General features: G+C 45.9%; 29 protein-coding genes. 20 read left to right on the top strand and 9 right to left on the bottom strand.

Annotated elements, in window-relative coordinates; translation table 11 throughout:
• The first annotated feature begins 65 nt into the window (after positions 1-65).
• The 3 genes from QUA58_RS26230 to QUA58_RS26220 all read left to right on the top strand — a co-directional run bounded on the left by QUA58_RS26230 (position 66) and on the right by QUA58_RS26220 (position 1,345).
• On the top strand, positions 66-434 hold the full coding sequence (locus QUA58_RS26230) for a YkgJ family cysteine cluster protein (RefSeq protein ID WP_333255848.1): 369 nt from the start codon (positions 66-68) through the stop codon (positions 432-434).
• Between the two features lie 75 nt (positions 435-509).
• Positions 510-833, top strand: coding sequence for a hypothetical protein (locus QUA58_RS26225; protein ID WP_333255850.1), 324 nt, complete (start codon positions 510-512; stop codon positions 831-833).
• A gap of 224 nt (positions 834-1,057) precedes the next feature.
• Entirely contained in the window at positions 1,058-1,345 is a 288-nt protein-coding gene (locus QUA58_RS26220; RefSeq protein WP_333255852.1) for a YggT family protein, read from the top strand.
• A gap of 267 nt (positions 1,346-1,612) precedes the next feature.
• On the opposite strand, the gene QUA58_RS26215 is transcribed toward QUA58_RS26220, so the two are convergent.
• From QUA58_RS26215 to QUA58_RS26200, 4 genes are all read right to left on the bottom strand, one after another.
• On the bottom strand, positions 1,613-2,044 hold the full coding sequence (locus QUA58_RS26215; RefSeq protein ID WP_333255854.1) for a hypothetical protein: 432 nt from the start codon (positions 2,042-2,044) through the stop codon (positions 1,613-1,615).
• Between the two features lie 116 nt (positions 2,045-2,160).
• A complete protein-coding gene (locus tag QUA58_RS26210) occupies positions 2,161-3,138 on the bottom strand; it encodes a shikimate dehydrogenase (protein WP_333396923.1) in 978 nt (325 codons plus the stop codon).
• A 200-nt stretch (positions 3,139-3,338) separates the two neighbouring features.
• Entirely contained in the window at positions 3,339-4,703 is a 1,365-nt protein-coding gene (locus tag QUA58_RS26205; RefSeq protein WP_333255857.1) for a P-loop NTPase fold protein, read from the bottom strand.
• A gap of 905 nt (positions 4,704-5,608) precedes the next feature.
• Entirely contained in the window at positions 5,609-8,386 is a 2,778-nt protein-coding gene (locus QUA58_RS26200) for a phycobilisome rod-core linker polypeptide (RefSeq protein ID WP_333255866.1), read from the bottom strand.
• 467 nt (positions 8,387-8,853) lie between these two features.
• Between QUA58_RS26200 and QUA58_RS26195 the strand changes: the two genes are divergently transcribed.
• Both QUA58_RS26195 and QUA58_RS26190 read left to right on the top strand, forming a co-directional pair.
• Complete coding sequence (locus QUA58_RS26195) at positions 8,854-9,009, top strand: hypothetical protein (protein ID WP_333255870.1); 156 nt, start codon at positions 8,854-8,856, stop codon at positions 9,007-9,009.
• Between the two features lie 60 nt (positions 9,010-9,069).
• Complete coding sequence (locus QUA58_RS26190) at positions 9,070-10,248, top strand: class I SAM-dependent methyltransferase (RefSeq protein WP_333396919.1); 1,179 nt, start codon at positions 9,070-9,072, stop codon at positions 10,246-10,248.
• Positions 10,249-10,580: 332 nt separating this feature from the next.
• Here QUA58_RS26190 and QUA58_RS26185 read toward each other — a convergent pair whose 3' ends face one another.
• Positions 10,581-10,724: a hypothetical protein gene (locus tag QUA58_RS26185; RefSeq protein WP_333396916.1), complete on the bottom strand. Its 144-nt coding sequence runs from the start codon at positions 10,722-10,724 to the stop codon at positions 10,581-10,583.
• 89 nt (positions 10,725-10,813) lie between these two features.
• On the opposite strand from QUA58_RS26185, the gene QUA58_RS26180 reads away from it, so the two are divergent.
• Positions 10,814-11,059, top strand: coding sequence for a hypothetical protein (locus tag QUA58_RS26180; RefSeq protein WP_333396914.1), 246 nt, complete (start codon positions 10,814-10,816; stop codon positions 11,057-11,059).
• A 287-nt stretch (positions 11,060-11,346) separates the two neighbouring features.
• Here the strand turns inward: QUA58_RS26180 and QUA58_RS26175 are convergent, their stop codons facing one another.
• The 3 genes from QUA58_RS26175 to QUA58_RS26165 form a co-directional block, all read right to left on the bottom strand.
• Positions 11,347-11,697: a hypothetical protein gene (locus QUA58_RS26175; RefSeq protein ID WP_333396911.1), complete on the bottom strand. Its 351-nt coding sequence runs from the start codon at positions 11,695-11,697 to the stop codon at positions 11,347-11,349.
• Between the two features lie 75 nt (positions 11,698-11,772).
• Entirely contained in the window at positions 11,773-12,729 is a 957-nt protein-coding gene (locus tag QUA58_RS26170) for a hypothetical protein (RefSeq protein WP_333396908.1), read from the bottom strand.
• A gap of 101 nt (positions 12,730-12,830) precedes the next feature.
• Positions 12,831-13,247 (bottom strand): hypothetical protein, encoded by a 417-nt coding sequence (locus QUA58_RS26165; RefSeq protein ID WP_333396904.1) that lies wholly within the window; start codon positions 13,245-13,247, stop codon positions 12,831-12,833.
• Between the two features lie 352 nt (positions 13,248-13,599).
• On the opposite strand from QUA58_RS26165, the gene QUA58_RS26160 reads away from it, so the two are divergent.
• From QUA58_RS26160 to QUA58_RS26145, 4 genes are all read left to right on the top strand, one after another.
• On the top strand, positions 13,600-13,776 hold the full coding sequence (locus tag QUA58_RS26160) for a hypothetical protein (RefSeq protein WP_333396903.1): 177 nt from the start codon (positions 13,600-13,602) through the stop codon (positions 13,774-13,776).
• A gap of 138 nt (positions 13,777-13,914) precedes the next feature.
• Positions 13,915-14,139 carry a DUF433 domain-containing protein gene (locus tag QUA58_RS26155; protein ID WP_106332354.1) on the top strand — a complete coding sequence of 75 codons (225 nt, stop codon included), beginning with the start codon at positions 13,915-13,917 and terminating at the stop codon, positions 14,137-14,139.
• Positions 14,136-14,468 (top strand): DUF5615 family PIN-like protein, encoded by a 333-nt coding sequence (locus tag QUA58_RS26150; protein ID WP_333396900.1) that lies wholly within the window; start codon positions 14,136-14,138, stop codon positions 14,466-14,468. Before QUA58_RS26155 ends, QUA58_RS26150 begins: the two co-directional genes overlap by 4 nt.
• A 34-nt stretch (positions 14,469-14,502) precedes the next feature.
• The gene (locus QUA58_RS26145; RefSeq protein ID WP_333396898.1) at positions 14,503-14,859 is read left to right on the top strand and encodes a hypothetical protein; all 357 of its coding nucleotides are present in this window, start codon (positions 14,503-14,505) and stop codon (positions 14,857-14,859) included.
• 8 nt (positions 14,860-14,867) lie between these two features.
• Here the strand turns inward: QUA58_RS26145 and moaA are convergent, their stop codons facing one another.
• Positions 14,868-15,857 carry a GTP 3',8-cyclase MoaA gene (gene moaA, locus QUA58_RS26140; RefSeq protein WP_333396896.1) on the bottom strand — a complete coding sequence of 330 codons (990 nt, stop codon included), beginning with the start codon at positions 15,855-15,857 and terminating at the stop codon, positions 14,868-14,870.
• 165 nt (positions 15,858-16,022) lie between these two features.
• On the opposite strand from moaA, the gene QUA58_RS26135 reads away from it, so the two are divergent.
• From QUA58_RS26135 to QUA58_RS26090, 10 genes are all read left to right on the top strand, one after another.
• The gene (locus QUA58_RS26135) at positions 16,023-16,475 is read left to right on the top strand and encodes a nitrate reductase associated protein (protein ID WP_333255881.1); all 453 of its coding nucleotides are present in this window, start codon (positions 16,023-16,025) and stop codon (positions 16,473-16,475) included.
• A gap of 329 nt (positions 16,476-16,804) precedes the next feature.
• Positions 16,805-17,266 carry an ATP synthase subunit I gene (locus QUA58_RS26130; protein WP_333396893.1) on the top strand — a complete coding sequence of 154 codons (462 nt, stop codon included), beginning with the start codon at positions 16,805-16,807 and terminating at the stop codon, positions 17,264-17,266.
• A gap of 55 nt (positions 17,267-17,321) precedes the next feature.
• The gene (atpB, locus tag QUA58_RS26125; protein WP_333255883.1) at positions 17,322-18,080 is read left to right on the top strand and encodes a F0F1 ATP synthase subunit A; all 759 of its coding nucleotides are present in this window, start codon (positions 17,322-17,324) and stop codon (positions 18,078-18,080) included.
• A 128-nt stretch (positions 18,081-18,208) separates the two neighbouring features.
• The gene (atpE, locus tag QUA58_RS26120) at positions 18,209-18,454 is read left to right on the top strand and encodes an ATP synthase F0 subunit C (protein ID WP_242717122.1); all 246 of its coding nucleotides are present in this window, start codon (positions 18,209-18,211) and stop codon (positions 18,452-18,454) included.
• 101 nt (positions 18,455-18,555) lie between these two features.
• Positions 18,556-19,041: a F0F1 ATP synthase subunit B' gene (locus QUA58_RS26115; protein ID WP_333255885.1), complete on the top strand. Its 486-nt coding sequence runs from the start codon at positions 18,556-18,558 to the stop codon at positions 19,039-19,041.
• Positions 19,042-19,128: 87 nt separating this feature from the next.
• Positions 19,129-19,656 carry a F0F1 ATP synthase subunit B gene (locus tag QUA58_RS26110; RefSeq protein WP_265233915.1) on the top strand — a complete coding sequence of 176 codons (528 nt, stop codon included), beginning with the start codon at positions 19,129-19,131 and terminating at the stop codon, positions 19,654-19,656.
• A 3-nt stretch (positions 19,657-19,659) separates the two neighbouring features.
• The gene (gene atpH, locus QUA58_RS26105) at positions 19,660-20,205 is read left to right on the top strand and encodes an ATP synthase F1 subunit delta (RefSeq protein ID WP_332968033.1); all 546 of its coding nucleotides are present in this window, start codon (positions 19,660-19,662) and stop codon (positions 20,203-20,205) included.
• Positions 20,206-20,334: a hypothetical protein gene (locus tag QUA58_RS26100; RefSeq protein WP_333255887.1), complete on the top strand. Its 129-nt coding sequence runs from the start codon at positions 20,206-20,208 to the stop codon at positions 20,332-20,334.
• A gap of 241 nt (positions 20,335-20,575) precedes the next feature.
• Positions 20,576-22,093, top strand: coding sequence for a F0F1 ATP synthase subunit alpha (atpA, locus tag QUA58_RS26095; RefSeq protein ID WP_333255889.1), 1,518 nt, complete (start codon positions 20,576-20,578; stop codon positions 22,091-22,093).
• A 128-nt stretch (positions 22,094-22,221) separates the two neighbouring features.
• On the top strand, positions 22,222-23,172 hold the full coding sequence (locus tag QUA58_RS26090; protein ID WP_333396891.1) for a F0F1 ATP synthase subunit gamma: 951 nt from the start codon (positions 22,222-22,224) through the stop codon (positions 23,170-23,172).
• The last annotated feature ends 190 nt before the right edge of the window (positions 23,173-23,362 follow it).

Here is a 23,362-nt window from a genome sequence, read left to right as displayed (position 1 = left end):
AGTTTGGCATTTTCCACATAATGCTCCGAATCTAAAATCTAAAATCTAAAATCTAAAATCAAACTATGGCTACTTGGCGTTGCGTAAAGCAGTGCGGTGCTTGTTGTTACCTCGACCCAACAGAGCGCCCAGACTTAGACGAGTATTTATCTGAAGACGAATTAGCGCTCTACTTGAGCTTAGTCGGAGATGACGGTTGGTGTATCAATTTTGACAAAGCGACCCGAGAATGCGGAATTTATGGCGATCGACCGCGCTTTTGTCGGGTAGACTCAGAGGTGTTTCAGGAAATGTACGGCGTTGAGCCGGCCCAATTGAACGATTTCGCGATCGACTGCTGCTTAGAGCACATTGAAGACCTCTATGGCGATCGATCTTTGGAAATGATCCGCTTCAACCAAGAAGTCGGAATTCTCGCCTTACCCGACAACTAACAATCTCCAGGTTGATTATTCCAGAGAGTGTCAAAATAGACAAATCACGGAAATATCGCGCAGTTGAGTTGAGCCATGAGTAATCGAGAGGGTTTTACAGGGGGATTTATTGCAGGAGCGGCAGTTGGCGGCTTGGTGGGTGCAGTTTTGGGCGCGGTGCTGTCGCGGCGCGCTGCTGAAGCTATGCTGAGCGAACCTTCAGACGCAAAGGTAAGAAAGATTCGCCAGAAGAAAGCAAGCCAACTCGAAGCCGAAGGGATGGAAGTAGCAAGGCTGAGTTTGGAAGATAAAATTGCCCAGCTAAATCAGGCAATAGATGACGTGCGGCTGCAACTCGGCGACGTAAACGGCAACGCGCCGGCGCACAGCAGCGAGGGTTCGATCGCCCAAGACTCGTGAATCAATGTACGATTTTAGATCGGTCTGGCAGATCAATGCGGGCGATCGGTCAACTGTCGCACATTTCTCTCTTCATTTTTCCAGCTAAAAGGGGGAGACAGAAGCAACAAGGAACAACAAAAACGCTCCTGGCCTCCCCAACTCCCACTCCCCCCACTCCTCCAGCTATGCTAAACTCAAACTTAAAGTGTCTGTAAACTTTACTCGAACTACAACCAGAATATATGAGTTATTCCATAGGCCTTTTGGCAACCACGCTGTCCACATTTCTGCAAATCTATGTAGTCCTAATGATTTTTAGGGTGCTGTTAAGCTGGTTCCCCAATATCAATTGGTATGACCCCCCGTTTTCGATTTTGAGTCAGTTAACAGATCCTTACCTGAATCTATTCCGATCGATTATCCCCCCCTTGGGAGGGATTGACTTTTCGCCACTGATTGCGTTTTTTGTACTTCAGTTCGGCTCGGAATTCTTGATCGGTCTTTTGACCAACTTGCAAACATCTTTATAGTTTGAAAAGCTTAAGTTTTTAAGCATCGAGCATAACTTGTTTGCCAGACCTAGCTGCCTGCAACTAAATTTTAGATTTGACATTTTTAGATAAACTCCCCGGTTGAAAAGCTGGGGAGTTCATCGTACATTAGAAATGACAAATTGCCAGCCACTCAACAATCTCAAATCTCAAATCTCAAATCTCAAATCTCAAACTGCATCGCAGTTTCACGGGCAGCCAACCCAAAATCTCTTTCTCAGCAATCTAAAATCTCAAAGAGTTTCATTAGCGGCGAACCACGCCAGTAAAACCTGTAGCTTTAAACTGCTTGAGCTTCAAAGGTGTTCGTTGATTGGAGGCAACCGAAATTCTGATCTGAAAATCGCTAACTCCGGGAGGAACTTCTTCTATAGATCCCAAACGAGTGCGGTTTTGCATCACCGGATTGTCGTCGGCATCATAAATGCGGCCGAAAATATCGGCATTGACAACTGGTTTCCCGCTGCTATTTTCAGCTTTCCCAGTAATCAAAAAGCAGGTAGCTTCCATAGAACTGCCGCTAGTGACAGTTCCTTCTGCCATTTCGGCCGGACATTCGTGATAAGAAAGGTCGGAAAGTTTAATCGGCGTCAGAGCCCAAGCAGGTGGAGTGAATACCAAACTAAAAATTCCGATCGCGCAAGTAGCAAAAAAAAGGCTGATAGCTCGAAATTTCATAAATGGCAGCGCCAGTATATTTTAATTCTCAGCTTAGCGCGAATTCACGATCAAATTTTCAACATCAGGTAGGGAAAAGGCACTGCGCTGTTTCCCTACCGCGATCGCCAATAGCATCAGTCTAAGCCTAAATGCTGCCGCAGGGCTTGGCGCATCACATCGACTGGGACTGATTCTGTGTCCAGCCAAATTTTCAAGGCGGCTGCTCCTTGTTGAACGAGCATTTCGAGTCCGTCAATAGCTAGCGCTCCCCGAAGCTGTGCGTCTTTGATAAACTGGGTAGGATTAGGGGTGTAAATTAGATCGTAGACGATCGCACCTGCTGAAATTCGATCGATCTCACCAGCCGCAACCGGCGACTTTTCCCCCTGCGGATACATCCCCACAGGCGTCGTGTTCACCAGCAAATCTGCCTGCGAGATTAACCTTGACAAATCATTCCAAGTATGCACCTGCAAATTCTGCACGGGCATCGGAGAATTGACCCAACTCTGCTGAAATTCCCCTAAATTTTGTTCGTTGCGGCCGACAACGTGAATCTCTGCACATCCCAATTGAGCGCATCCAGCCACAACAGCTCTCGCCGCCCCCCCATTCCCCAAAATTACCGCTACTTTCTGACTCCAATCGGAACCCCCCCTAGCCCCCCCTTGGTAAGGGGGGGGACAGGATTCAACAGCCGTATTGCCCGTTTCTAAGGGAGAGATCGCGTCTTTAGCCCCCCCTTGGTAAGGGGGGGTTGGGGGGGTTTGCAGCGGCGCGAGAAAGCCTTCAACGTCTGTATTTGTACCGCACCAACCTTTGTCAGTCAGGTATACGGTATTGACTGCGCCGATCGAGCGCGCGATCGGGGAAACATCCGACAACAGCGGTAAGATGGCTTGTTTGTGCGGAATCGTGATGCTAAATCCCCGAACGCCGATCGCCGCAAATCCTGCAAGAGCAACCTTTAAATCCTCTGGTTTTACCGGAAATGGGAGGTAAACAAAATCGACTCCCAAGTGGGAAATAGCAGCATTGTGCATCGCCGGCGACAAAGAATGTGCGATCGGATGACCAATTACTGCTAACAGTTTAGTAGTGCCTTTAATCATTTTTGTTAGTTGACGGTTGACTGTTGACGGTTGACTGTTAACGGTTGACTGTTGTGAGTTTTAATACCAGATCCTGCTACAATACCGCTCTTATTCTTTAGTCCGCGCAGGCGGACTTCGTTTGACTCTCGACAGCGATTTCAATCGCCGAGTGACTATCAACCGTCAACCGTCAACTGTCAACTGTCAACTGTCAACTGTCAACTGTCAACTGTTTGCCGAAACTCCTTGGCGTCAGCCAAAATCGGGTTGACATCAAACCAATAATCCTCGCCGTAACGGTATTCAAACACCCAGAGACTTCGCAGCAAGATTTGGTATTTAGTTTCCCCGTTCACAGTTTTGGTAGCGGATACTTGGCGCAGTAATTCCCACTCCTCCGGTTCGATCGCCAAAGTAAGCTGGTGGCGGCGCTGGATGATCACATTTTCCAAAGTTTCCCGCGACAGAGGAGGGTCTTGTTTCTGCAGACAGCTATACAGCAGTTGCAGCAAATTGCGGACATGACCCCCGCTAACTCGACACAGGCGATCGAGAGTTTCCGCAGAGTCGAAAACTTTGCCTACCAAAGCATAGCGCTGTGAAGGGTGCACCGTCGGAAAAGCCCGCGCCAGAACCATCTGCCGCAGCAATTCCACACCCTCAGAGCACTCAGAACCGTCGCTCAACTGCACCGGCACCATCGGCAAAACCTTCGGATCTACCCCAAATCGATTGGTCAACTGGCCCAAGTCGTTAGAGAAAATCAGCACCAAAGGAATTGTATACACGACGTGGCAATTTAGTCTTGCCAACTGTTCGCCGCGATCGACAAACAGGTATTCCGGCTGAAGCCGCCCCGTCGGTTTCGCGCACAGGTGTATGCGATCGAGATTGTCGATAATTACGACAAGTCCTTGTTTCCCTTGGCGTTTGAGTTCTTGATTAGCCGGCTCCAACAACTCCTTATTCAGCGCATCTAAAATTACGTTAGTTCGCGGCTCCAAATATTGCCTCAACTCCGATCGCAGATTCGGAGCATCTTTCGCCTTAGCCGTAATTTTGCCAATTCCCAGCGCTAGAGAAAATTCTCCCTCCGTGCTGGCATTTATTTCCCCAACACCAGGGACATTAGCTTCAGCGCTCAAGTCTATTTGAGTTTGAAAAACATCAGCAACCCCTTTGAGCAAAGCTTTAAAACCCCTCGGTTGCAGCTTGATTTTCATTTTCTCAATGCTTTCGCTCACCTGACGAGCAACGCTCAACAAAATGTCAGTGATATCGACATCTGCCATGTCTAAGTCTTTACTCGACTCAAAGTAAACAACATGAAATCCTTGTTGCTGCAATTGAGTTTGCAGCCGCAGCAATTCTGTTGATTTACCAGAGCCGATGTGACCGGTGAATAATTGACAGGTAGGTGCATCGGGGGACAGACGGCTGATGGTGCGCTCCAATTGTTCGACGATTGTGCCACCCCGCACTGAAGAGAAATCGATATAGTATTGTCGGTCTTTTTGATTTGCTACTGCCAGGGTGTAGCTGGGATTGCAGGCGCTATAAAATTTCTGTAAATTTAGTTCCATACCCTGTTCCATCTTTCACAACATTATGCCCTAATAGTTTATTCGTTTTGCTACTTTACTAATCAGAACAAGTACCCGTTGATTCTAATATTTTATTTGGTCGCCAAGATCTCGATGTAGCTTGTACAATTTTAGATTTGAGATTGGGAATGACTCCTCACTCTAGCACTCCTCGCATCATTTGTGAATTTCTTACTCCCTCCCCTTGATAAGGGGAGGGTTGGGCTGGGGTAAAAAGTTTACGACTCCTGCAAGGATTGCTATATCTGGGTTTTGACCTTCCCTAGATTGGTATTTTTTTTTACTTTTATTAAAATACGCACTCACCAATTATACCTAATTTTTGCAGACTGGGAATTAAGGGAAGTCACTAATACCCGATCGCTAGACAATCGCTCTGTCTGTAACGATCACGATTTTGTATATTGAAATCAAAGACGAAGAGTTAGCGGTAATGTTCTCGCGTCAAAGTGGCTATTTTAGTACGGTTAACCGAATGTAGAAAGGGCGGGCACTTGCACCCGCCCCGATGTGATTATCAAGTCTAGATTAGCTCAAATCTCAAACTTCAAATCTAATTGCTTCACCAAATCCCGTGGCAGATGTAAAAGCCAGCAAAATTAATACCAATTGCATTCTTTTTTTAAACTTGTCTTATTTTCCCTATAAACCAGGTTTCTTACCACACACTCTCCTTCCTAACTCTGTTCCCAGGACTATTAAAAAAGTCTTTATCCCCAATCAAATAAAACTTTCATATCCTCTTCATCTGCGTGCATCTGCGTGTATCTGCGGTTAAAAATCCCCACATTATACAAAAAAAAGGGCTGGCAATTATACCAGCCCTTCAACTAATTTGAGATGTTAAATTAGCAGTAATCTAACATCTCAAACCTCAAATCAATCTAACTTCTGTCAATAGCAGCTACTGGCTCAAAGCTTGGAACCACCAACTCATCATTCTGCTTGGTGAGTAGATTGTACAGCCTTTCGGTATTCGGGAAATTCGCAGCAGGCAGAGTCGGAAAGCGACGGTAAGGAACAGTATCCTCGCCAAACGCCTCCGCATATTCAACGCTGTTCAACATTGCGTTGATAAAGCCCTTAATCCCTTTAGTTGCCAAAATTTGGTTGTACGTCCGAATCTCCGCTTGATTGCGGGGAGCGCGGCCCAAAAAGTGCTTGGTTCCCAACTCAATCACCTTAGTATTGGGATAAGGTGCGTAGAATTGTTTGACGTACAGCGACGAGCAGCCCAAAGCCTCAATGAACTCCTTGAGATTGATTTCATTGTTGCCCAGTTTGCTTTCCAGCGCCGTGAATTCATTCTTCACAACATACGGGTTGATGTCGCGCTCAAAAACTTGACGGTAAGCAGCTTGAATTAAAGTTTTCAAAGCTACTTTGTCCGAAGTAGTCGTCAGCTTGAACATCTTAGTTTGTTCACGCCGCTTGCTGACACCTTGAGCAATCCGACTTTGCAACTCGATATCGCCCCGCGAGCCTGCTGCACCAAGTTCGATAAACCGAGGAGTTTCGGGCGTCACAGCTTGGACATTTTGCTCAGCGACGGAACCCGATCGCATCGTCCGCATCGACAAACCAGCGGGAGTCACGTAGCGCTCGTAGGGTACAGTATCTTCCCCGAAAGCTTCGTTGTACTCCAGAGAATCCATGATGCCGTCAACCAGCGCGTAGAAACCCTTCTTGGCGCAAATGTCAAAGTAAGCGTTCATTTCCTGACGGCCGTAGGTAGGGCGGCCCAGGAGTCTGCGGTGAATGTACTCGATCGCCTTACAAACGTAGAGCTTGCTCCAGTACATATTGCGGAACACATCAGACTTCGCCAACATCCGAATAAACTCGCGCATCGGAATGTCGCCGTTTTCCAGCTTAATTTCCGCTACCTTTTGGCGCTGGCCGTCGAACACATCGCGACCAAACACTTGCAGGTAAGCAGCCCGAATCACCGCTTGGGTGGAGCTTTCGGTAAATTTGACACTGGAAGCACTGCTGTAGCTGCTTGCTGACACACCGCGAATTGATTTTTTATTAGATGTGTAACCACCGGGGAGCTGGTCTAATTTAAAGACCTTGGGGCCCAGAGAGCCTGGAGCCTTGCCCCTGGCATCCGGGTTGCTCAATTGGTTTTCAATACCTGCACCTTGACGGATCAGGATACGGCGGGTGTCTTTGCCGAAGGGAGCCGGACGGCTCTTGGGGTTGCGAGTTTCTTTCGGGAAAATCGCGCCGAACTGAATTTCTAAGGGGTCATTGCCAACACCGTAAACGTGCTGGTCTGGTAGCGGCTGAGTGTAGCCCGCAAACAAGGTGATGAACTGAGGAACCTTGCGGAACGGAGCGCTGAAATTGAACAAATCAATTTGCGGGCCCCAGTTGCGACATTCCTGAGCTTCTTGGCCCAAACCGCGCAGGTAAGGCACGGTTTCTTCGCCGAAGTAGTCGGAATATTCCTGGGAATAAACCATCGCGTCTACGAGGGCTGCCAAGCCGCCTTTAGTGACGATCGCAAAATACTTGCTAAATTCCTCCCGCGAGCTCAAACCGCGGCCCAAGAAGTGGCGGGCGGCCAATTCTACAGCGCGGCTGTTGACAAACGGCTCGTAGAATTGCTGGCGGTACAAAGGAGATTTGCCAAGGCGACGAATAAACTCTTTCATCGAGATTTCGCCATTTTTGACCTTGGATTCCAAGTCAGAAATGCTTTGGCTGTATGCGCGGCTAATGTCGCGCTCGAATACTTGGCGGTAAGCTGCTTTGATTACTTCTAGCTTTTCGGCCGAAGACAGGCCGGTTTTCATGACGAATTTCGACCGTCGCTCCGCTGCGTTGAAGTAGATTTGAGGCAGTTGCAAGCCTTGCTGGTCGTTGCTTTCGCGCTGCCGCACCTTGTCTGAAGGTGTGGGAGCTTTGAATTCGGTAATTGCTACGTCGAAATACTGTCCGACGATCGCACTTGCCTCTGCATTGTTTTTGAAATAGCCCAAAGATGCTGCCTTCATTTCCTGCATTGCCACAATTGTGGCCGCCGAAGAGCAAGCATTTTCGATGATTTCCCGCAATCCGCGCACGTTCACCGAAATAATGTTCGGGTCGCCAGCGACAATTGCGTAGGTGATGTAGCGCAAAAACCAGCTCAAGTCGCGCAGAGATTTGGTCATGTTGCCCGGGCCGTAGCGCGAGACATTGATCGGCTGAAATCCTGCTGGGACTGGGCCGCTGTAGCCACCACCGTTGCCAGAAAACAGATTTCCCAGCCCCAAGAATCCGCCACCGCCTGAGCCGTTGCCGCCGCCTGCGCGACCTTCAACGTAGGTGACATTTCCCAGTTTCATGCCTTCAGAGACATTCGCCGAGCCGCCACGAGCCGCACCGGCCATAGCCATCGCAGGTTCTTGTGGTCTTTCCAAAAATGCCAGCGGGGAACCGCCGGTAAAAATCCGGTTGGCTGCGCGGGATACTATCAGTTCCGAGTTTTGGGTCAGCGTCGCAGAGATATCGATCCGCAGAGTCCCTGAACTGAAATAACTTGCCAGTTCGCTGAGTTCGCCCCGCTGTAGGAAGCGGTCTTGCTGTTCTGCTTGCGAAATTGTTGCGACCGGTACAGTTTGATATAGTTGCGGACGCGCAACCGAGCTTCCACCACTTGCCTTTACAGTCATTAGACTCCTTCGCTCCCTATCTAAATCGTTGTAGCATTTACCCAGACTAACCCTGCCTTCTCATGCAGGTTCAAGTAGGTATTTTTGCTTTGTTTACTTTTTGCCTTTACCTGTCACGAGGTTCGGGCGCGCTTACTTTCTTAGATTAAAATGTTTTGGTTTCATCTTTCTGCCTGCCGGGAAATGTCCGATCCGAAGGCAGGCACGGGGTACTCCCTCCGCTGCGCTCCGCCCGTACACTCGTGGAAAAAAAGACTCGGCAGGAGAGTTGCCTTTGGGCGATTGCAGCCAGTGCCGTCAATTAAGGGAAAAGAAAATCAAAAATTTTCTTCTGCCTTTTTCTGGGCGTTTAACTTTCTGCTTAAAGACGCCTCCGCTTTACCCGACAGTTCAGCGGTGGGTTATTGACAGTCCTTATTTGTTAAAAAGCCTGTCGAGATTTATTGTATAGATTTAAGAGAGCTTATATGAGAAAAAATGATAAGTTTTATTACGCAGAAGCTGTCAGGGCTTGGCTATCAGGGGTTAGTCGATCGCCCGATCCCTCTGTTTCAGGCTTGCCCAACTATCGCGAAGCGACACTTTTGTTGCGAGTAACGCAGCCACAGAAGTGGATGGCGTAGCGCTGTTACCCCGTAGCTACTGACAACCAATCTCAAAACCCACGCACTATTACCTCACCTATGGATACTACGCCTGATATCAGCGCTGCCGTGCGGCGGCTTTACGATACTTTCCCCTTCCCGCCCGATCCTTTGTCAGATGAACCGCCCCCTGGGTACAACTGGCGCTGGAGTTGGCCTGATGCTTACAATTTTTGCACCGGCCAAAAGCCGCCAAAACTGGATATTCGGATTTTAGATGCCGGCTGCGGCACTGGTTCGAGTACGGATTACCTGATTCACCTCAACCCGGAAGCGTCCGTAACGGCGATCGACCTTAGTTCCGGTGCTTTGAAGGTAGCACAAGAACGCTGCAGGCGATCCGGGGCGCGAGAAGCCGATTTTCGCCATCTCAGCATCTACGATGCGGCCGAGTTAGATGGCGAGTTTGATTTGATCAACTGCGTCGGCGTGCTGCACCATTTGCCCGATCCGATTCGGGGCATTCAAGCGCTGGCGGCGAAGTTGGCAAGCGGCGGTTTGATGCACATTTTTGTGTATGCTGAGCTCGGACGCTGGGAGATTCAACTGATGCAAAGGGCGATCGGGCTTCTGCAAGGAAACCAAAAAGGTGACTATGCTGATGGTGTCAAAGTCGGCCGTGAAATCTTTGCTTCTTTACCAGAAAATAACCGCCTTGTCAAGTACGAAAAACAGCGTTGGGCCGGAGAAAATCAGCGGGATGAATGTTTTGCCGATATGTACGTTCACCCGCAGGAAATTGACTACAATATCGAGACTTTGTTCGAGTTAATCGACGCTTCGGGATTGGAATTTCTCGGTTTTTCTAATCCGGGATATTGGCAGTTAGAGCGACTTTTGGGCAAAGCGCCGGAATTGCTAGAAAGAGCGAAAGGCTTGACGGAACGGGAGCTTTATCGATTAATTGAATTGTTGGATACGGAAATCACGCATTACGAGTTTTTCTTGGGTAAAAAGCCGATTCATAAAATGGATTGGTCGGACGATCAGGCACTTTTGGCGGCAGTGCCTGAGTTGAGTGTTTGCATTCACGGTTGGCCGAGCGATCAAGTGTTTGATTGCAACTACCAATTAATCAATTTGTCAAGTGCTGAATTTAAGTTTTTGCAAGGTTGCAATACCAGAAGTGTGGGAGAGATTTTGGCGGATGTGGAGATCGGATTGGATGAAGTGCGATCGATCTTTGCCAAACAGCTAATATTGCTAACACCAAGATAATTCGGCGGTTGAAACCGCTTCTTGTCAAACAAAGTCGGCCTCCGCCGACTAAGAAAAGATAAATATGTCATTGCGACTGATATCAATTCCGGTAACACCGGAATGATATAGAGGAGACGGCAGTGCCGTCTCCCTACCGACAATAATATTGTAGGGAGACGGCACTGCCGTCTCCTAATGTTTTGCTCGTTCCCAGTTAATCCTGGATGCACGTACTAGGATTTTCTGTGATTGCGAAGGTAGTGAAGCAATCTCAAAGCAGACGCACCTTTCCCAAATCCCAAATCCCAAATGGATTGACACAGGCCCCCCTCTGCGGCTACGCTTTGAAGTTAGAGGTTGCTTTGCTTGTAGAGGAAGTAGCCCGCGTCGCCCAAAAATCTAGTTGCACTGCCCAAAGCTGTTACTAGCAGCAATGGACAGCTAACCGCCAAACTGGTATCAGCAGTCTGGAGGCTAACGGAGTATCTTAACATCCTCTGTAGCCGCCCTGCTATGCGTTGAAATGCGGGGCGGCTGGGTTTTTGGGTTTTTCTAGAAAACCCAAAACCAGGAGAACATAATTATGTCACAGGAATTCTTGCCTGACGACAACAAATTTGCTCGGCCAAATGACGACTCAGCAGCAGTATCGGAACAGGATGTGGTTTGTGTAACGGTGACAGGTTCGCCCAAGGGTGTCAGGGAAACCATACTCACTTTGTACCGTCTGGGATTTGCGGAAGTCGGCGATTGGAGTCAGCTACAGCGTGCAGCTAATCCGAAGCAAGTAATGAGTGTGCTGATTCGCCGTCGGAAGCGCAAAGCGTAGGTGTTTGCTCGTTCCCAGGCTCTAGCCTGGGAACACATTCCATGAGGCTCTGCCTCCTGTTTTTATCCGCTAGCGAGGCAGAGCCTCTGGATCTCGGTTCCCAGGCTAGAGCCTGGGAACCAGTTAATAAGACAAATATCAGGCACGTTATTTTACTAAATCAGGATAAGAGCATATCCTGATTTAGAGGCTGAAACATCTATAAATCAAGCTAGACGGGGAAACACACATTTCCCCGCCTAAGCCCTGTAACCCTTGTAAAATAGATAGTGTGATATCTTTAATTTTTAAACATTAAGTTTTTGAAAAATACAATCAACAACCTCTTGAACTGTTACTATTTTATCCACTTCTTCATCGTGAATTTCAATATTAAATTCCTCTTCTAACCCCATAATTATTTCAAATTTATCAAGAGAATGCGATGAGTTTAAATAACTCATACCTGAAGCGTATATCGAAATAGCACCCAACACATCCCCCAAAAAAGGTATAGGTATGTTAGCAGGGATTGGAGGTTTATCTACAGTTTTTACATCCTGATTAATCTTAGTATTGACAGTAACCTCAATTAAATCAAGTTTGTAATAATTCGCAACAAACGATTGAACTTTTTCAAAAATTACTGATTTATCCATACTGTTACACTCCCTGTTTAAAAACTAAATATCGTAAAACTTACTAAATCATGATAGGTGGTGAAACCATCATTTTTATTTTCCAAATTCTATATGAAAAAATCTTTCTTTTTTACTAATAGCTTGATATTCACCATTCAAATCAGCCTGATTTGTTAAATACCTAGCAGCTAAATTAAAATCAAAATCAAATGTTTCTGTATAAGTATTTCTTAAAGTGTATTCTTGTATTTTGTTAAGATTAAATCGTCTGCTCTCAAATATGGAAATAAGTTTACTGTCATCAGAAAACCATAAAGAATTTTCTAATAAATTTGAATCTATATCAACATAATTACCTTCAAAGTTGACAACTAAATCTTTATTTTTCTCAAATTCACTAGAAAAGTTTACACCTCCCTTGGCATCAACTAAAACTGTATCTACCCCGGTATTGATAGTGCCTGACTTCTGTGAATTATCAATCTCCATAATTTTTAAAGACTTAGCTCCCATCCGACCGAGAAGAACTATTAACTCATCATCCTTTTCCAAAGCTAGATTTTTATGATAGTGTTCAAGACGAGTTAAACGTAAACCATCACGGGGATGTAAAGTATAAGTGCCAATTGAAAGATTGCGACTTCTAGGATATTTTTTTCGAGCTATTTCAAGAGATATAATTTCAACTTTTTCCATTTGGTTAGTGATATTTGGTAAAATAGTTGCGATAGTTTTTCTTATAACAAGTTTAGCAAATTCTTCTCGCCGTTCTTTTTGAGTGAATAAGGTTTCAATTGCGTTAATTCCTGCATCACGTATCTTATCAGTAGGTAGAGGAAAACTTAATAAATAGTCAAAGACGTTCGTTTTAGGTAGTGGTTTGTTTTTGTACTCTAATATTTTTTCAAAAGCCTTTTGAGTTTCTTCTATAATTTCCGCCTCCTGTTGTAGCAAGAAATTGTGTATATTATAGTTTTTGATTGAAAAAGATTCTCTTTCATTTTCAGTCTCAATAGTTGTGTTAGCATGAGCAATTTTTATGATTTTCATTTTGGTTAAATTATTTTACAACCTGAAATTAAAAAATGGGGAATCGACATTTCCCCGCCTAAGTCCTGTAACCCTTGCAGCTACTTCATGTTATAAGTATCCTACTCGCGATTTCTAACTTCCGTATTGTTCAATTCGTCTAACTTACTTTTCCAACCTTGTCGATAGGCTAACTCTCGTTCTTGCTTAGAAGCCCGTGAATTATCAACATCTTGTTCAAAACGATTATTTTCAAGATTCTCTAATAGTTCCTCATATTCCTTTTTGTAAGAATCTTCATTGTCGTTTGTAATCTCACGAGTAGTATAAGAATACCTCATACAATCCAACCATCCCTTTGCATGAATGAAAGCTTGTTCAGGAATGGGATAATTGGGAGTTACATATTCCTTAGAAGTTGAAAAAACACTTTGGTTTATAGTGAGTGGTCGATAAGAAACCTTGACTTGCTCACCTTCTGAAGTTGATTTCAGCTCAAGATTAGCGTTTAGATAATGTCGAGTACGATATTCAGTCATAAACAACTACCTCAATGATTTTTTCAAATTTACCTTTTAGAATAACACATAAAGTATTTACATAAAACACCACTTAAATCTGCCACGCCTCTCATCGTTTTGACCGTTCCGACCTCACAGCGCTGTGACCGCTCCGACCGTGCCACCCCCTCCCACACCATCCCAGTTTTTAAAAAAGCTGTGGGTTCTCAGTCGAGTGTGTGACGCAAAAAAGCTAGACCGCCACCGCTCCATTCCGATCGCTCCGACCGTGGCAACCCCGCCAGACGTTAGGCCCGCGCTAGACCTGTGCTAGACCCGCGAGTTCTGCCTGTAGTGGAATTCTGCCAGCCGTGACACTGCCAGCCATCCAATGACCCCAAAACCCGCTAGACCCCGCCAGATGGTGCATTTTGTAGCCTTGCTTGTGGTGTCGGGGCGATCGCCCCGTGTCGATCGGACTGCCGCCAATTTTGGAGTCTTATTGGTGGAAAACCCTACTAAATTCGGCAGACATCAAAGCCTGTCTTGCTTTTGCCGCAGACCATGAGAAAACTGATCCGCCCTGGCTACTTTCAACGTCAGGGTTCTTTTTTTCTCCCTACTTGCTCAAACCTGAAATCCTGACCTAAACAAACCAGGATTATTTGCAGTTATAATTACGCTTATTAGTACCAAATATTGCTTTATGGACTACCACGACATCATCACAATTGAACCGGGAAAACGCAGTGGCAAACCATGTATTCGGGGAATGCGAATCACCGTCTACGATATCTTAGAATATCTCGCAGGTGGCATGACGGAAGCAGAAATTCTCGAAGATTTTTCCGAACTAACTTCGGCAGACATCAAAGCCTGCCTTGCTTTTGCCGCAGATCGTGAAAAAAAGTTATTTGTGGCATCCCTGTGAAACTACTGTTGGACGAAAACCTCTCAGACCGAATCACTCCGAGAATTATCGGTTTTTATCCCGATTCTGCTCATGTCAAAACCCTAGGACTGACAAATACTGATGATGCAGTAATCTGGGAATATGCAAAGGCAAATGATTTTGTGATTGTTTCCAAAGATTCTGATTTTCATCAACGGAGTTTACTTTACGGTCATCCTCCCAAATTTATTTATCTCCGTGTTGGCAATTGCTCAACATCTAAAATTGTTCAAATTCTGCGAGACGAAATCGACATCATTACGCAGTTTGGAGATAGAGAAGCAGAAAGTATACTGGTCTTGTCCTAGCATGAAACCATGTTGTATATAGCAGAAACCGACAATGACAAATGAAACCTGGATTGTTTACAAATCTGAGTCTATGGACGCGACTGGATGGGAAAACCGTCAGTTGATGCCGGGGACTTCTTTAACAGATATCCTACATGAAGAGTGGGACAGTTCTGGGGTTTTGCCCGAAGTGGGCGATCGCATCCGCGAGTATGCTCAAATGGAACCAGAAACCACCAGCGGAATTACTCACGGACGTGATGGCGACTGGGTTGTCACCGGTATCAACCAATTCTCATCCTTTGATACCAACCAGCGAATTGTTGTATGTTATTGCGCTTATCAGCCTGTGAAACCCGATTGGGAAAAATTAGGCAGATGTGCACCAGTAGCGGCTACAGCAGCATAATCAGATAATTAGCCGCCGATTTGAGACATTGTGCGGCTATAATTTCCCTGAGTAGTTCCCGAATCCCGCTGCTTGAAATTAATCTCCGGTTTAATCTCTAATATTTGCCGCACTCGATCGCGCAATTCGACTGTAGACACCCCATCCCGTAAAGCAGTTTTCAAATCAATTTGCCCCGTTTCGTTCAGCAGACAAGGCCGCAGCCACCCGTCAGCCGACAAACGCATCCGGTTGCACCGATCGCAAAAACACTCGGACATTTGGCTGATAAATCCTAAAGTGCCCTTCGCCCCCGGAATTTGAAACACATCCGCCGGCCCGTTACCGCGAATTCCCGACTCGGCCAACCCGTATTTGTCGCTAATTTGTTGCCGCAAATCTGCTGATGCTACCCAACCTTTATCGCCAAATAAGTCGCCATTGCCGATCGGCATAAACTCAATAAATCTAACGTGCCAATTCCGGTTAATTGTTAACTCTGCCAAATCCAATATTTCCCCGTCATTCACACCGGGAATCACCACAACATTCAATTTCAGCGGGTCAAATCCAGCTAGATAAGCCGCTTGAATTCCTTCCCAAACTTGCATCCAGCGCGATCGTCCGCGACTACCAATTATCTTATCAAAAGTCTCGGGTTCCAGGGAATCCAAACTAATATTAATCCGGCGCAAACCAGCATTGTAGAGATTTTCGGCCATTCCCGCCAGCAAAAAGCCGTTGGTTGTCATTGACAAATCTCGCGTTTCCGGCAAAGATGCGATCGACCTCACCAAATCCACCACCCCAGGGCGCAGCAGCGGTTCCCCACCAGTCAGCCGAAACTTAGTAAATCCCACAGGTATAAAAACTTCGCGCAGCAGAGTTAGCAATTCCGAGTGGGTTAACAACTGCTGCTGCAATACATAGTCCAACTCGCTACCTTCCGGCATACAGTAGAGACAGCGGAAATTGCAGCGGTCTATCAAGCTAATCCGAAGGTAGTCTACGGGATTCATGTCAATACTGTATAATATTACTTAAGTATAAATCCTGATTCAATTTTCTGCAATTATTGATAGAAAGCAAAAAACCTGCATCGATTTCTCTCTACTCTCTTACTCTGCGCTCTCTGCGCCCTCTGCGGTTAATAAAAAAAATCTAATTGGCAAATCCATATATCTATGACATTCTTTAAATTTGAAGCCGATTTTGTAGAAGCCCTCCGCTGCATTCCAATGCAAGTACGCCTCAAGTTAGATACTTGCGGCATTAAACTCAAGTTGCAAGACTGGAATCATTTTACTCAAACAGAACGCCAAACAATTGTAGAGCTTCCTTGTTTGACAAGTCCAGAAATTCTCCAATATCGAGAACAGCTAAACCAAGTATTAATCAAACATACTGGTAAATCTGGAACTGATTTGGCGATCGACCCAAATCCGCCCTGGATGGATGCTGCAACCATACCAGAATCTGTGACAGCCAAAGCCCAAGAGTTTGATTTGACTATTACTTTGGCACAATGGAAGGCTTTGGGCGCGATCGAGCGATTTGCTTTAATTAAACTTAGTCGATCGAGCCACGAGAATAAAAATTTCATTCCGGCGCTTCAAGAGTTTAAGGTGATTGAATGAGATCGAATTTGAATTAACTCTTGTAGCGCGCAGAGGCAGACAAGGGAGAGTTACCTCATCGATTCGCCCGATCAACCTCTGTTTTCTCTCACTAAGTGAGAACTATTTAGTGAGAGGCACGAAGACAATGTATAAAAAAGTGGGCCTGGCGGTAGGAGAGGTAGGGTGAGGTCGATCGGACATTTAACGGGTTGAGGTTTCCGAAGCGCCCGACACCAAATTCCGGAAATTATGATTAATTTTATTTTAAGTATTGTTACCGCAGCGTGGTATGATTTTTCTGAGTTTGCAAAGCACTCGCCTGCTACCTGCATTAGTTTCTGAGCTTCGTGAACACGCAAAACACACCCACCGAACCCACACCAGCCAACGAGGATATTCCTCAAGCTGGCACTGTCGAGACAGTCTCGACAGCATCGTCCGAGACAAGCAATCCCATGCAAGATTTTTATCGCCTCCAACAAGAGTTGTTGGCATATACCCTTGCTTTTACGGCGATTATTTTTATCTCCGTTTGGATTTTTTACTCACTCAACATTGCCCTCAACTATTTGCTAGGGGCAAGCACAGGTGTGGTTTACTTAAAGATGTTGGCTAGAGATGTTGAACGAATCGGCAGCGAAAATCAACGCATCAGCAAGACCAGGTTAGGTCTGTTTTTCGCGGTGATGATAGTAGGAACACAGTGGAATCAGCTACAGATTTTACCGATATTTTTGGGATTTCTGACTTACAAAGCTGCGCTGATGGTTTACGTGATCCGAAGTGCATTAGGACTAGACTACAGGTAGATCAGGGAAGAAGAGCACAACTCAACTCATCGAATTGTATGGGGAAGCCCGTTGAATGGCAATGCTTGACGTTCTAAACACCTTTAATCGTTTCCCCCTCGCCAAATTGGAAGTTGGTCAGCAATTATACTGGCAACTCGGCGGTCTCAAAGTTCACGGGCAAGTTTTTCTAACCTCGTGGTTTGTAATTGCTGTTTTAGTTATAGTTTCTCTTTTAGGAACTAGCAAGATCCAGCGAATTCCCAGCGGAATGCAAAATTTTATGGAGTATGCGCTGGAATATATTCGGGACTTGGCTAAAAACCAAATTGGTGAAAAAGAATATCGTCCTTGGGTACCGTTTATTGGTACATTATTCCTGTTCATCTTTGTGTCAAACTGGTCTGGTGCTCTAATTCCTTGGAAGCTGATTAAGCTGCCATCAGGCGAATTGGGAGCTCCTACCGCTGACATCAACACGACAGTAGCATTTGCACTGCTGACATCTTTGGCATATTTTTATGCAGGTCTCAGCAAAAGTGGCTTGGGGTATTTTGCCCACTATGTAGAACCGGTGCCTTTCATGCTGCCGTTCAAAATCATAGAAGATTTCACTAAGCCTCTGTCTCTGAGTTTCCGTTTGTTTGGCAACATTCTTGCTGACGAATTGGTGGTCGGAGTGCTAGTATTGCTAGTGCCTTTATTTGTTCCTTTGCCAGTGATGGTTCTGGGACTATTTACAAGTGCAATTCAAGCTTTGATTTTTGCTACCTTGGCCGCAGCCTACATTGGTGAAGCTCTAGAAGGCGGTCACGGCGAAGAACACCACGATTAACTAACGACAAATGGCACAGGATGAAAGAGGAAAATAAAATTTTCTCTCCTCAAAATTACTGCTGTGAAATCGGACAATTCTGTAGACTTTCTGTTCTCAATTTTGTACTTTAGATAAGGAAAATCATCATGGATTCAACAGTTGCCGCCGCTTCCGTAATCGCCGCCGCTTTGGCAGTAGGTTTAGCCGCAATCGGCCCTGGTATTGGTCAAGGAAATGCAGCAGGTCAAGCTGTAGAAGGTATTGCTCGTCAGCCTGAAGCAGAAGGCAAAATCCGCGGCACCTTGCTGTTGAGTTTGGCGTTTATGGAAGCGTTGACAATTTATGGTTTGGTCGTAGCCCTAGTGCTATTGTTTGCCAACCCCTTCGCATAATAATTTGAAATTTTAGATTTGAGGTTTTGGAGGGTTATTCTAATCCAAAATCTCAAGTCTAAATTCGATTAAGCGAATTAGATGGAAGCCGTCAAAAAATCATGATGCACTGGACAGTATTACTAGCAGTTGAAGAAGCGGCAAAGGAAGGGGGACTGTTTGATTTAGACGCTACGCTGCCTCTGATGGCGGTGCAGTTTTTAATTCTCGTCGCAGTCTTGAATGTAATTTTTTACAAGCCGCTCAGCAAGTCAATTGACGATCGCGCTGATTACATTCGCAACACCCAAATCGCAGCCAAAGAACGCTTGGCAAAGGCTCAGCAACTAGCGCAGGAGTATGAGCATAAACTGGGAGAAACTCGCAAGCAGTCTCAATCAGTAATCGCTGCGGCTCAAGCTGAGGCTCAAAAAATGGGGTCAGCAAAAGTAGCTGAGGCTCAACAAGAAGCTCAAGTGGCGCGAGAAAAAGCAGGACAAGAAATAGAGCAGCAAAAGCAAGAAGCTATGCGCTCGCTAGAGCAACAAGTAGATGCTCTGGGCCACCAAATTCTCGAAAAGCTATTAGGGCCGTCGCTGGTCAAATAGCGAGACCGAAAAGTTTGAGATTGTGGATGCAATCTTAAATTTAACGTCGGTTCACCAAATCTGCACGCGCAATTATGGAAGAGTATCATGGGGACTGTTTTATTGCTAGCCACAGAAGCTAGCGGCGAAGGTGGTTTTGGTTTCAATTTCGATATTTTAGAAACCAATCTGATTAACCTGGTCATTATTATTGCAGTGCTGTTTTATTTCGGGCGCGGCTTTTTAGGTAAAATCCTAACTGAGAGGCGATCGGGCATCGAAGAGGCGATTAGAGAAGCAGAAAAACGCCAAAAAGATGCAGCAGCAGCTCTATCAGAGCAACAGCAAAAATTGACTGAAGCACAAGCAGAAGCGGCACGAATTCGTGCCACGGCTGAAGAAACCGCAAAGAAGGCAAAAGAAGCAATTCTAACTCAAGCGGCGCAGGAAGTTGAACGCATGAAAGCAACAGCAGGTCAAGAGTTGGAAGCGGAGCGCGAAAGAGCGATCGCCCAACTGAGATCTGCTGTCGTATCAATGGCAATGGCAAAGGTGGAAAGCCAGTTAAAAGCTAGCTTGGACGAAAACGCCCAAAACCACTTAATCGATCGCAGCATTGCGTTACTGGGAGGCTAAAAAGTGAGTATCGTTAGCACAGCAGTCTTACAGCCTTACTCATCTGCCTTGATGTCACTGGCTCAGTCCAGCAATCTCTCAGAGAAGTTCGGCGAAGACATTCGTTCTTTGCTTAGCCTACTAGAAAGTTCCGAAGATTTGCGTCAATTTTTAGCTAATCCGCTGATTAAAGCTGATGCTAAAAAAGCCGTGATTAAGCAAATAGCGGGTGAAGAAATGAACCCCTTGATGCACAACTTTTTGAAGCTGTTAGTAGACAAAGGAAGAATTCTTTTTTTAGAAGGAATTGGTCAACAATACTTGGCAAAGCTCCGAGAACTAAACCAAACAGTATTGGCTGAAGTTACATCGGCAGTCCCGCTTTCAGATGCTCAACAGCAGACTGTTCGCGAGAAGGTGCAGGCGATGGTCAGCGCTCGAAGCGTAGAAATTGAAACCAAAATTGACGCAGATTTAATCGGCGGTGTGGTAATCAAAGTAGGCTCTCAAGTAATTGATGCCAGCCTGCGGGGACAATTGCGCCGTCTGGGACTTCGATTGAATTCTTAATTGAAGGAAGAAGGAAGTTCGGCAACGGATTCTGTAACGGATGTAACGGATGTAACAGATGTAACGGATTTCAGTCCGATGGAAGTTGGAAGAAGGAAGAAGGAAGAATCAAACAGGAAGCAGGAATAAGTGAATTTATGTTTTCCAGTTATTAGTCCCAAATTCTTACTACCAAATCTCAATTCTTTCTTACCGAAAACATCGACCCGCCCAAAAATGGGTACAAGCCCCCGAGTTAAGTCGTGGATAGATCAAAATTTTAGACCAAAGTTCAAGCTCCCAGATTCATCTGTGAAGTAAATCTAAAATCTAAAATCTAAAATCTAAAATCGACTGACTGACAACTGACAACTGACACATAATAATTAACATGGCAGCAATCAGACCTGACGAAATTAGCAGCATTATTCGCCAGCAAATTGAACAGTACGACCAAGATGTAAAAGTCTCTAACGTCGGTACTGTTTTGCAAGTAGGCGACGGCATTGCGCGGATTTATGGCTTGGATAAAGCTATGTCCGGCGAATTGCTAGAATTTGCCGACGGCACCGTGGGCATCGCACTGAACCTCGAACAAGATAACGTGGGTGCAGTGTTGATGGGCCAAGGCCTCGGCATTCAAGAAGGTTCGGCAGTTACTGCTACTGGCAGAATTGCTGAAGTTCCCGTTGGTGAAGCAATGTTGGGACGGGTAGTTGATGCTTTGGCGCGTCCGATTGACGGCAAAGGCGAAATTAAAACTACTGAGACTCGCTTGATTGAATCTGCGGCACCTGGTATCGTTTCTCGCCGTTCTGTTTACGAACCGATGCAAACAGGAATTACCGCTATTGATGCGATGATTCCTGTGGGAAGAGGACAGCGGGAACTGATTATTGGCGATCGCCAAACCGGTAAAACTGCGATCGCGATCGACACAATCATCAACCAAAAATCGGAAAACGTAATTTGCGTTTACGTGGCGATCGGTCAAAAAGCTTCTACAGTAGCTAACATCGTCAACGTCCTGCAAGAAAAGGGCGCGATGGACTACACAATTGTCGTAGCAGCCAACGCTAGCGACCCCGCCACCCTGCAATATTTGGCACCCTACACTGGTGCTAGCTTAGCCGAGTATTTCATGTACAAAGGCAAGCACACTTTGGTCATTTACGATGACCTTTCCAAGCAAGCACAGGCTTACCGCCAAATGTCCTTGTTGCTGCGCCGTCCTCCGGGTCGCGAAGCATATCCTGGAGACGTTTTCTATCTGCACTCTCGCTTGCTAGAACGCGCTGCTAAATTGAGCGACGATTTGGGCGAAGGCAGCATGACAGCTTTGCCAATCATTGAAACCCAAGCTGGTGACGTTTCTGCTTACATTCCTACCAACGTAATTTCGATTACCGACGGTCAAATCTTCCTTTCTTCTGACTTGTTTAACTCTGGTTTGCGTCCAGCAGTAAACCCCGGTATTTCTGTATCGCGGGTAGGTTCTGCGGCTCAAACTAAGGCAATGAAAAAAGTAGCCGGTAAGGTGAAATTGGAATTGGCGCAGTTTGAAGAACTGGCAGCATTTTCTCAGTTTGCTTCAGACTTGGATAAAGCTACTCAAAATCAATTGGCGCGGGGTCAGCGCTTGCGGGAACTGTTGAAACAAGACCAAAGTTCGCCTCTGCCGATGAACGAACAAGTGGCTATAATCTATGCCGGTATTAACGGCTACATGGATGATATCGCTGTGGAAAAAGTCACCAAGTTTACTGTTGGTTTGCGCGATTATTTGCGGACTAGCAAGCCGAAGTACGGCGAAATCGTTCAAGGCGGCAAGGCATTGACTGATGAAGCTGAGAAGCTGCTGAAAGAAGGCATCGCCGAATACAAGCAAAGTTTCTTGGTTTCTGCGTAGACAAGTAGGAATTTTTAACCGCAGATTAACGCGGATAGACGCAGATAATCTGATGTTAATCTGCGTTAATCTGCGTTAATCTGCGGTTTTAATTAAGAAGATGCAGGCAAGGATGTAAGGAGAAAGTTATGGCCAATCTGAAAACTATTCGCGATCGCATTAAGTCGGTCAAGAACACTAAAAAGATTACAGAAGCGATGCGTTTGGTGGCTGCTGCTAAGGTGCGCCGCGCTCAAGAACAGGTGACTGCTACTCGGCCTTTTGCCGATCGACTGGCAGAGGTATTATACGGTTTGGCGGAACGCTTGCAGTTTGAAAACCTGGATTTGCCGTTGCTGAAAAAACGCGAAGTGCGATCGGTGGGACTTTTGGTAGTTTCGGGCGATCGGGGTTTGTGCGGCGGCTACAACAACAACATCATCAGATACGCCGAAAATCGCGCCAAGGAAATCAAAGCTGAAGGCTTAGACTACAAATACATCTTGGTAGGACGCAAAGCTACTCAGTATTTCCAGCGCCGCGAACAGCCGATTGACGCTACTTACATGAACTTGGAACAAATCCCGACAGCACCGGAAGCAGCGATGATTGCTGACGAATTGCTGTCTTTGTTCCTATCAGGAACTGTAGATAGAGTTGAGCTAGTTTACACTAAGTTTGTGTCACTAATTAGTTCGCGCCCAGTAATTCAAACCTTGCTGCCCCTCGATCCCCAAGGTTTGGAAACTCCCGATGATGAAATCTTCCGCTTGACATCGCAAGGCGGACAGTTTCAAGTATCGCGGGAGAAGGTTACTTCTCCTATGAAGAGTTTGCCGCGCGACATGATTTTCGAGCAAGATCCGGCGCAAATTCTGGAGGCTCTTTTGCCTTTGTATTTGAACAACCAATTGCTGCGGGCATTGCAAGAATCTGCTGCTAGCGAGTTGGCTGCACGGATGACGGCGATGAATAATGCTAGTGAGAATGCTAGCGATTTGATCCGTAGTTTGACGTTGACTTATAACAAGGCGCGGCAAGCGGCAATTACCCAGGAAATTCTGGAAGTTTCCGGCGGCGCTGAGGCTTTGAACGGTTAGGTTAGGGTTGACAATTTGTTTATTTTATGCTATGCGTCTGGGGGAACTCAGGCGCTTTTTTTTAGATAATTCGGCGGTTGAAACTGCTTTTACACAAACGAAGTCCCTCTCTAAGGAATGAAAATTTAATAACTTTAGCGTTTGTTAAATAGTCGGCACTGCACGATAATTCCATTTAGGTAGATATTCA

The organism is Microcoleus sp. N9_A1 (genome assembly GCF_036701795.1).
Taxonomy (GTDB): Bacteria; Cyanobacteriota; Cyanobacteriia; order Cyanobacteriales; family Microcoleaceae; genus Microcoleus.
Note: the sequence above shows the minus strand (reverse complement) of the source record. Positions and strands in the feature narration are given on the sequence as shown.

Excerpts from the sequence above, each read along its gene's own strand:
- QUA58_RS26185 (WP_333396916.1), bottom strand. The coding sequence starts at position 10,724 with ATGTTAAGATACTCCGTTAGCCTCCAGACTGCTGATACCAGTTTGGCG.
- QUA58_RS26225 (WP_333255850.1), top strand. The coding sequence starts at position 510 with ATGAGTAATCGAGAGGGTTTTACAGGGGGATTTATTGCAGGAGCGGCA.
- QUA58_RS26165 (WP_333396904.1), bottom strand. The coding sequence starts at position 13,247 with ATGACTGAATATCGTACTCGACATTATCTAAACGCTAATCTTGAGCTG.
- atpA (WP_333255889.1), top strand. The coding sequence starts at position 20,576 with ATGGCAGCAATCAGACCTGACGAAATTAGCAGCATTATTCGCCAGCAA.
- QUA58_RS26215 (WP_333255854.1), bottom strand. The coding sequence starts at position 2,044 with ATGAAATTTCGAGCTATCAGCCTTTTTTTTGCTACTTGCGCGATCGGA.
- QUA58_RS26230 (WP_333255848.1), top strand. The coding sequence starts at position 66 with ATGGCTACTTGGCGTTGCGTAAAGCAGTGCGGTGCTTGTTGTTACCTC.
- QUA58_RS26145 (WP_333396898.1), top strand. The coding sequence starts at position 14,503 with ATGACAAATGAAACCTGGATTGTTTACAAATCTGAGTCTATGGACGCG.
- QUA58_RS26115 (WP_333255885.1), top strand. The coding sequence starts at position 18,556 with ATGATGCACTGGACAGTATTACTAGCAGTTGAAGAAGCGGCAAAGGAA.
- QUA58_RS26180 (WP_333396914.1), top strand. The coding sequence starts at position 10,814 with ATGTCACAGGAATTCTTGCCTGACGACAACAAATTTGCTCGGCCAAAT.
- QUA58_RS26205 (WP_333255857.1), bottom strand. The coding sequence starts at position 4,703 with ATGGAACTAAATTTACAGAAATTTTATAGCGCCTGCAATCCCAGCTAC.
- QUA58_RS26090 (WP_333396891.1), top strand. The coding sequence starts at position 22,222 with ATGGCCAATCTGAAAACTATTCGCGATCGCATTAAGTCGGTCAAGAAC.
- QUA58_RS26200 (WP_333255866.1), bottom strand. The coding sequence starts at position 8,386 with ATGACTGTAAAGGCAAGTGGTGGAAGCTCGGTTGCGCGTCCGCAACTA.
- QUA58_RS26195 (WP_333255870.1), top strand. The coding sequence starts at position 8,854 with ATGAGAAAAAATGATAAGTTTTATTACGCAGAAGCTGTCAGGGCTTGG.
- atpE (WP_242717122.1), top strand. The coding sequence starts at position 18,209 with ATGGATTCAACAGTTGCCGCCGCTTCCGTAATCGCCGCCGCTTTGGCA.
- QUA58_RS26160 (WP_333396903.1), top strand. The coding sequence starts at position 13,600 with ATGACCCCAAAACCCGCTAGACCCCGCCAGATGGTGCATTTTGTAGCC.
- QUA58_RS26155 (WP_106332354.1), top strand. The coding sequence starts at position 13,915 with ATGGACTACCACGACATCATCACAATTGAACCGGGAAAACGCAGTGGC.
- QUA58_RS26110 (WP_265233915.1), top strand. The coding sequence starts at position 19,129 with ATGGGGACTGTTTTATTGCTAGCCACAGAAGCTAGCGGCGAAGGTGGT.
- QUA58_RS26210 (WP_333396923.1), bottom strand. The coding sequence starts at position 3,138 with ATGATTAAAGGCACTACTAAACTGTTAGCAGTAATTGGTCATCCGATC.
- QUA58_RS26220 (WP_333255852.1), top strand. The coding sequence starts at position 1,058 with ATGAGTTATTCCATAGGCCTTTTGGCAACCACGCTGTCCACATTTCTG.
- QUA58_RS26170 (WP_333396908.1), bottom strand. The coding sequence starts at position 12,729 with ATGAAAATCATAAAAATTGCTCATGCTAACACAACTATTGAGACTGAA.
- QUA58_RS26175 (WP_333396911.1), bottom strand. The coding sequence starts at position 11,697 with ATGGATAAATCAGTAATTTTTGAAAAAGTTCAATCGTTTGTTGCGAAT.
- moaA (WP_333396896.1), bottom strand. The coding sequence starts at position 15,857 with ATGAATCCCGTAGACTACCTTCGGATTAGCTTGATAGACCGCTGCAAT.
- QUA58_RS26190 (WP_333396919.1), top strand. The coding sequence starts at position 9,070 with ATGGATACTACGCCTGATATCAGCGCTGCCGTGCGGCGGCTTTACGAT.
- atpB (WP_333255883.1), top strand. The coding sequence starts at position 17,322 with ATGGCAATGCTTGACGTTCTAAACACCTTTAATCGTTTCCCCCTCGCC.
- QUA58_RS26135 (WP_333255881.1), top strand. The coding sequence starts at position 16,023 with ATGACATTCTTTAAATTTGAAGCCGATTTTGTAGAAGCCCTCCGCTGC.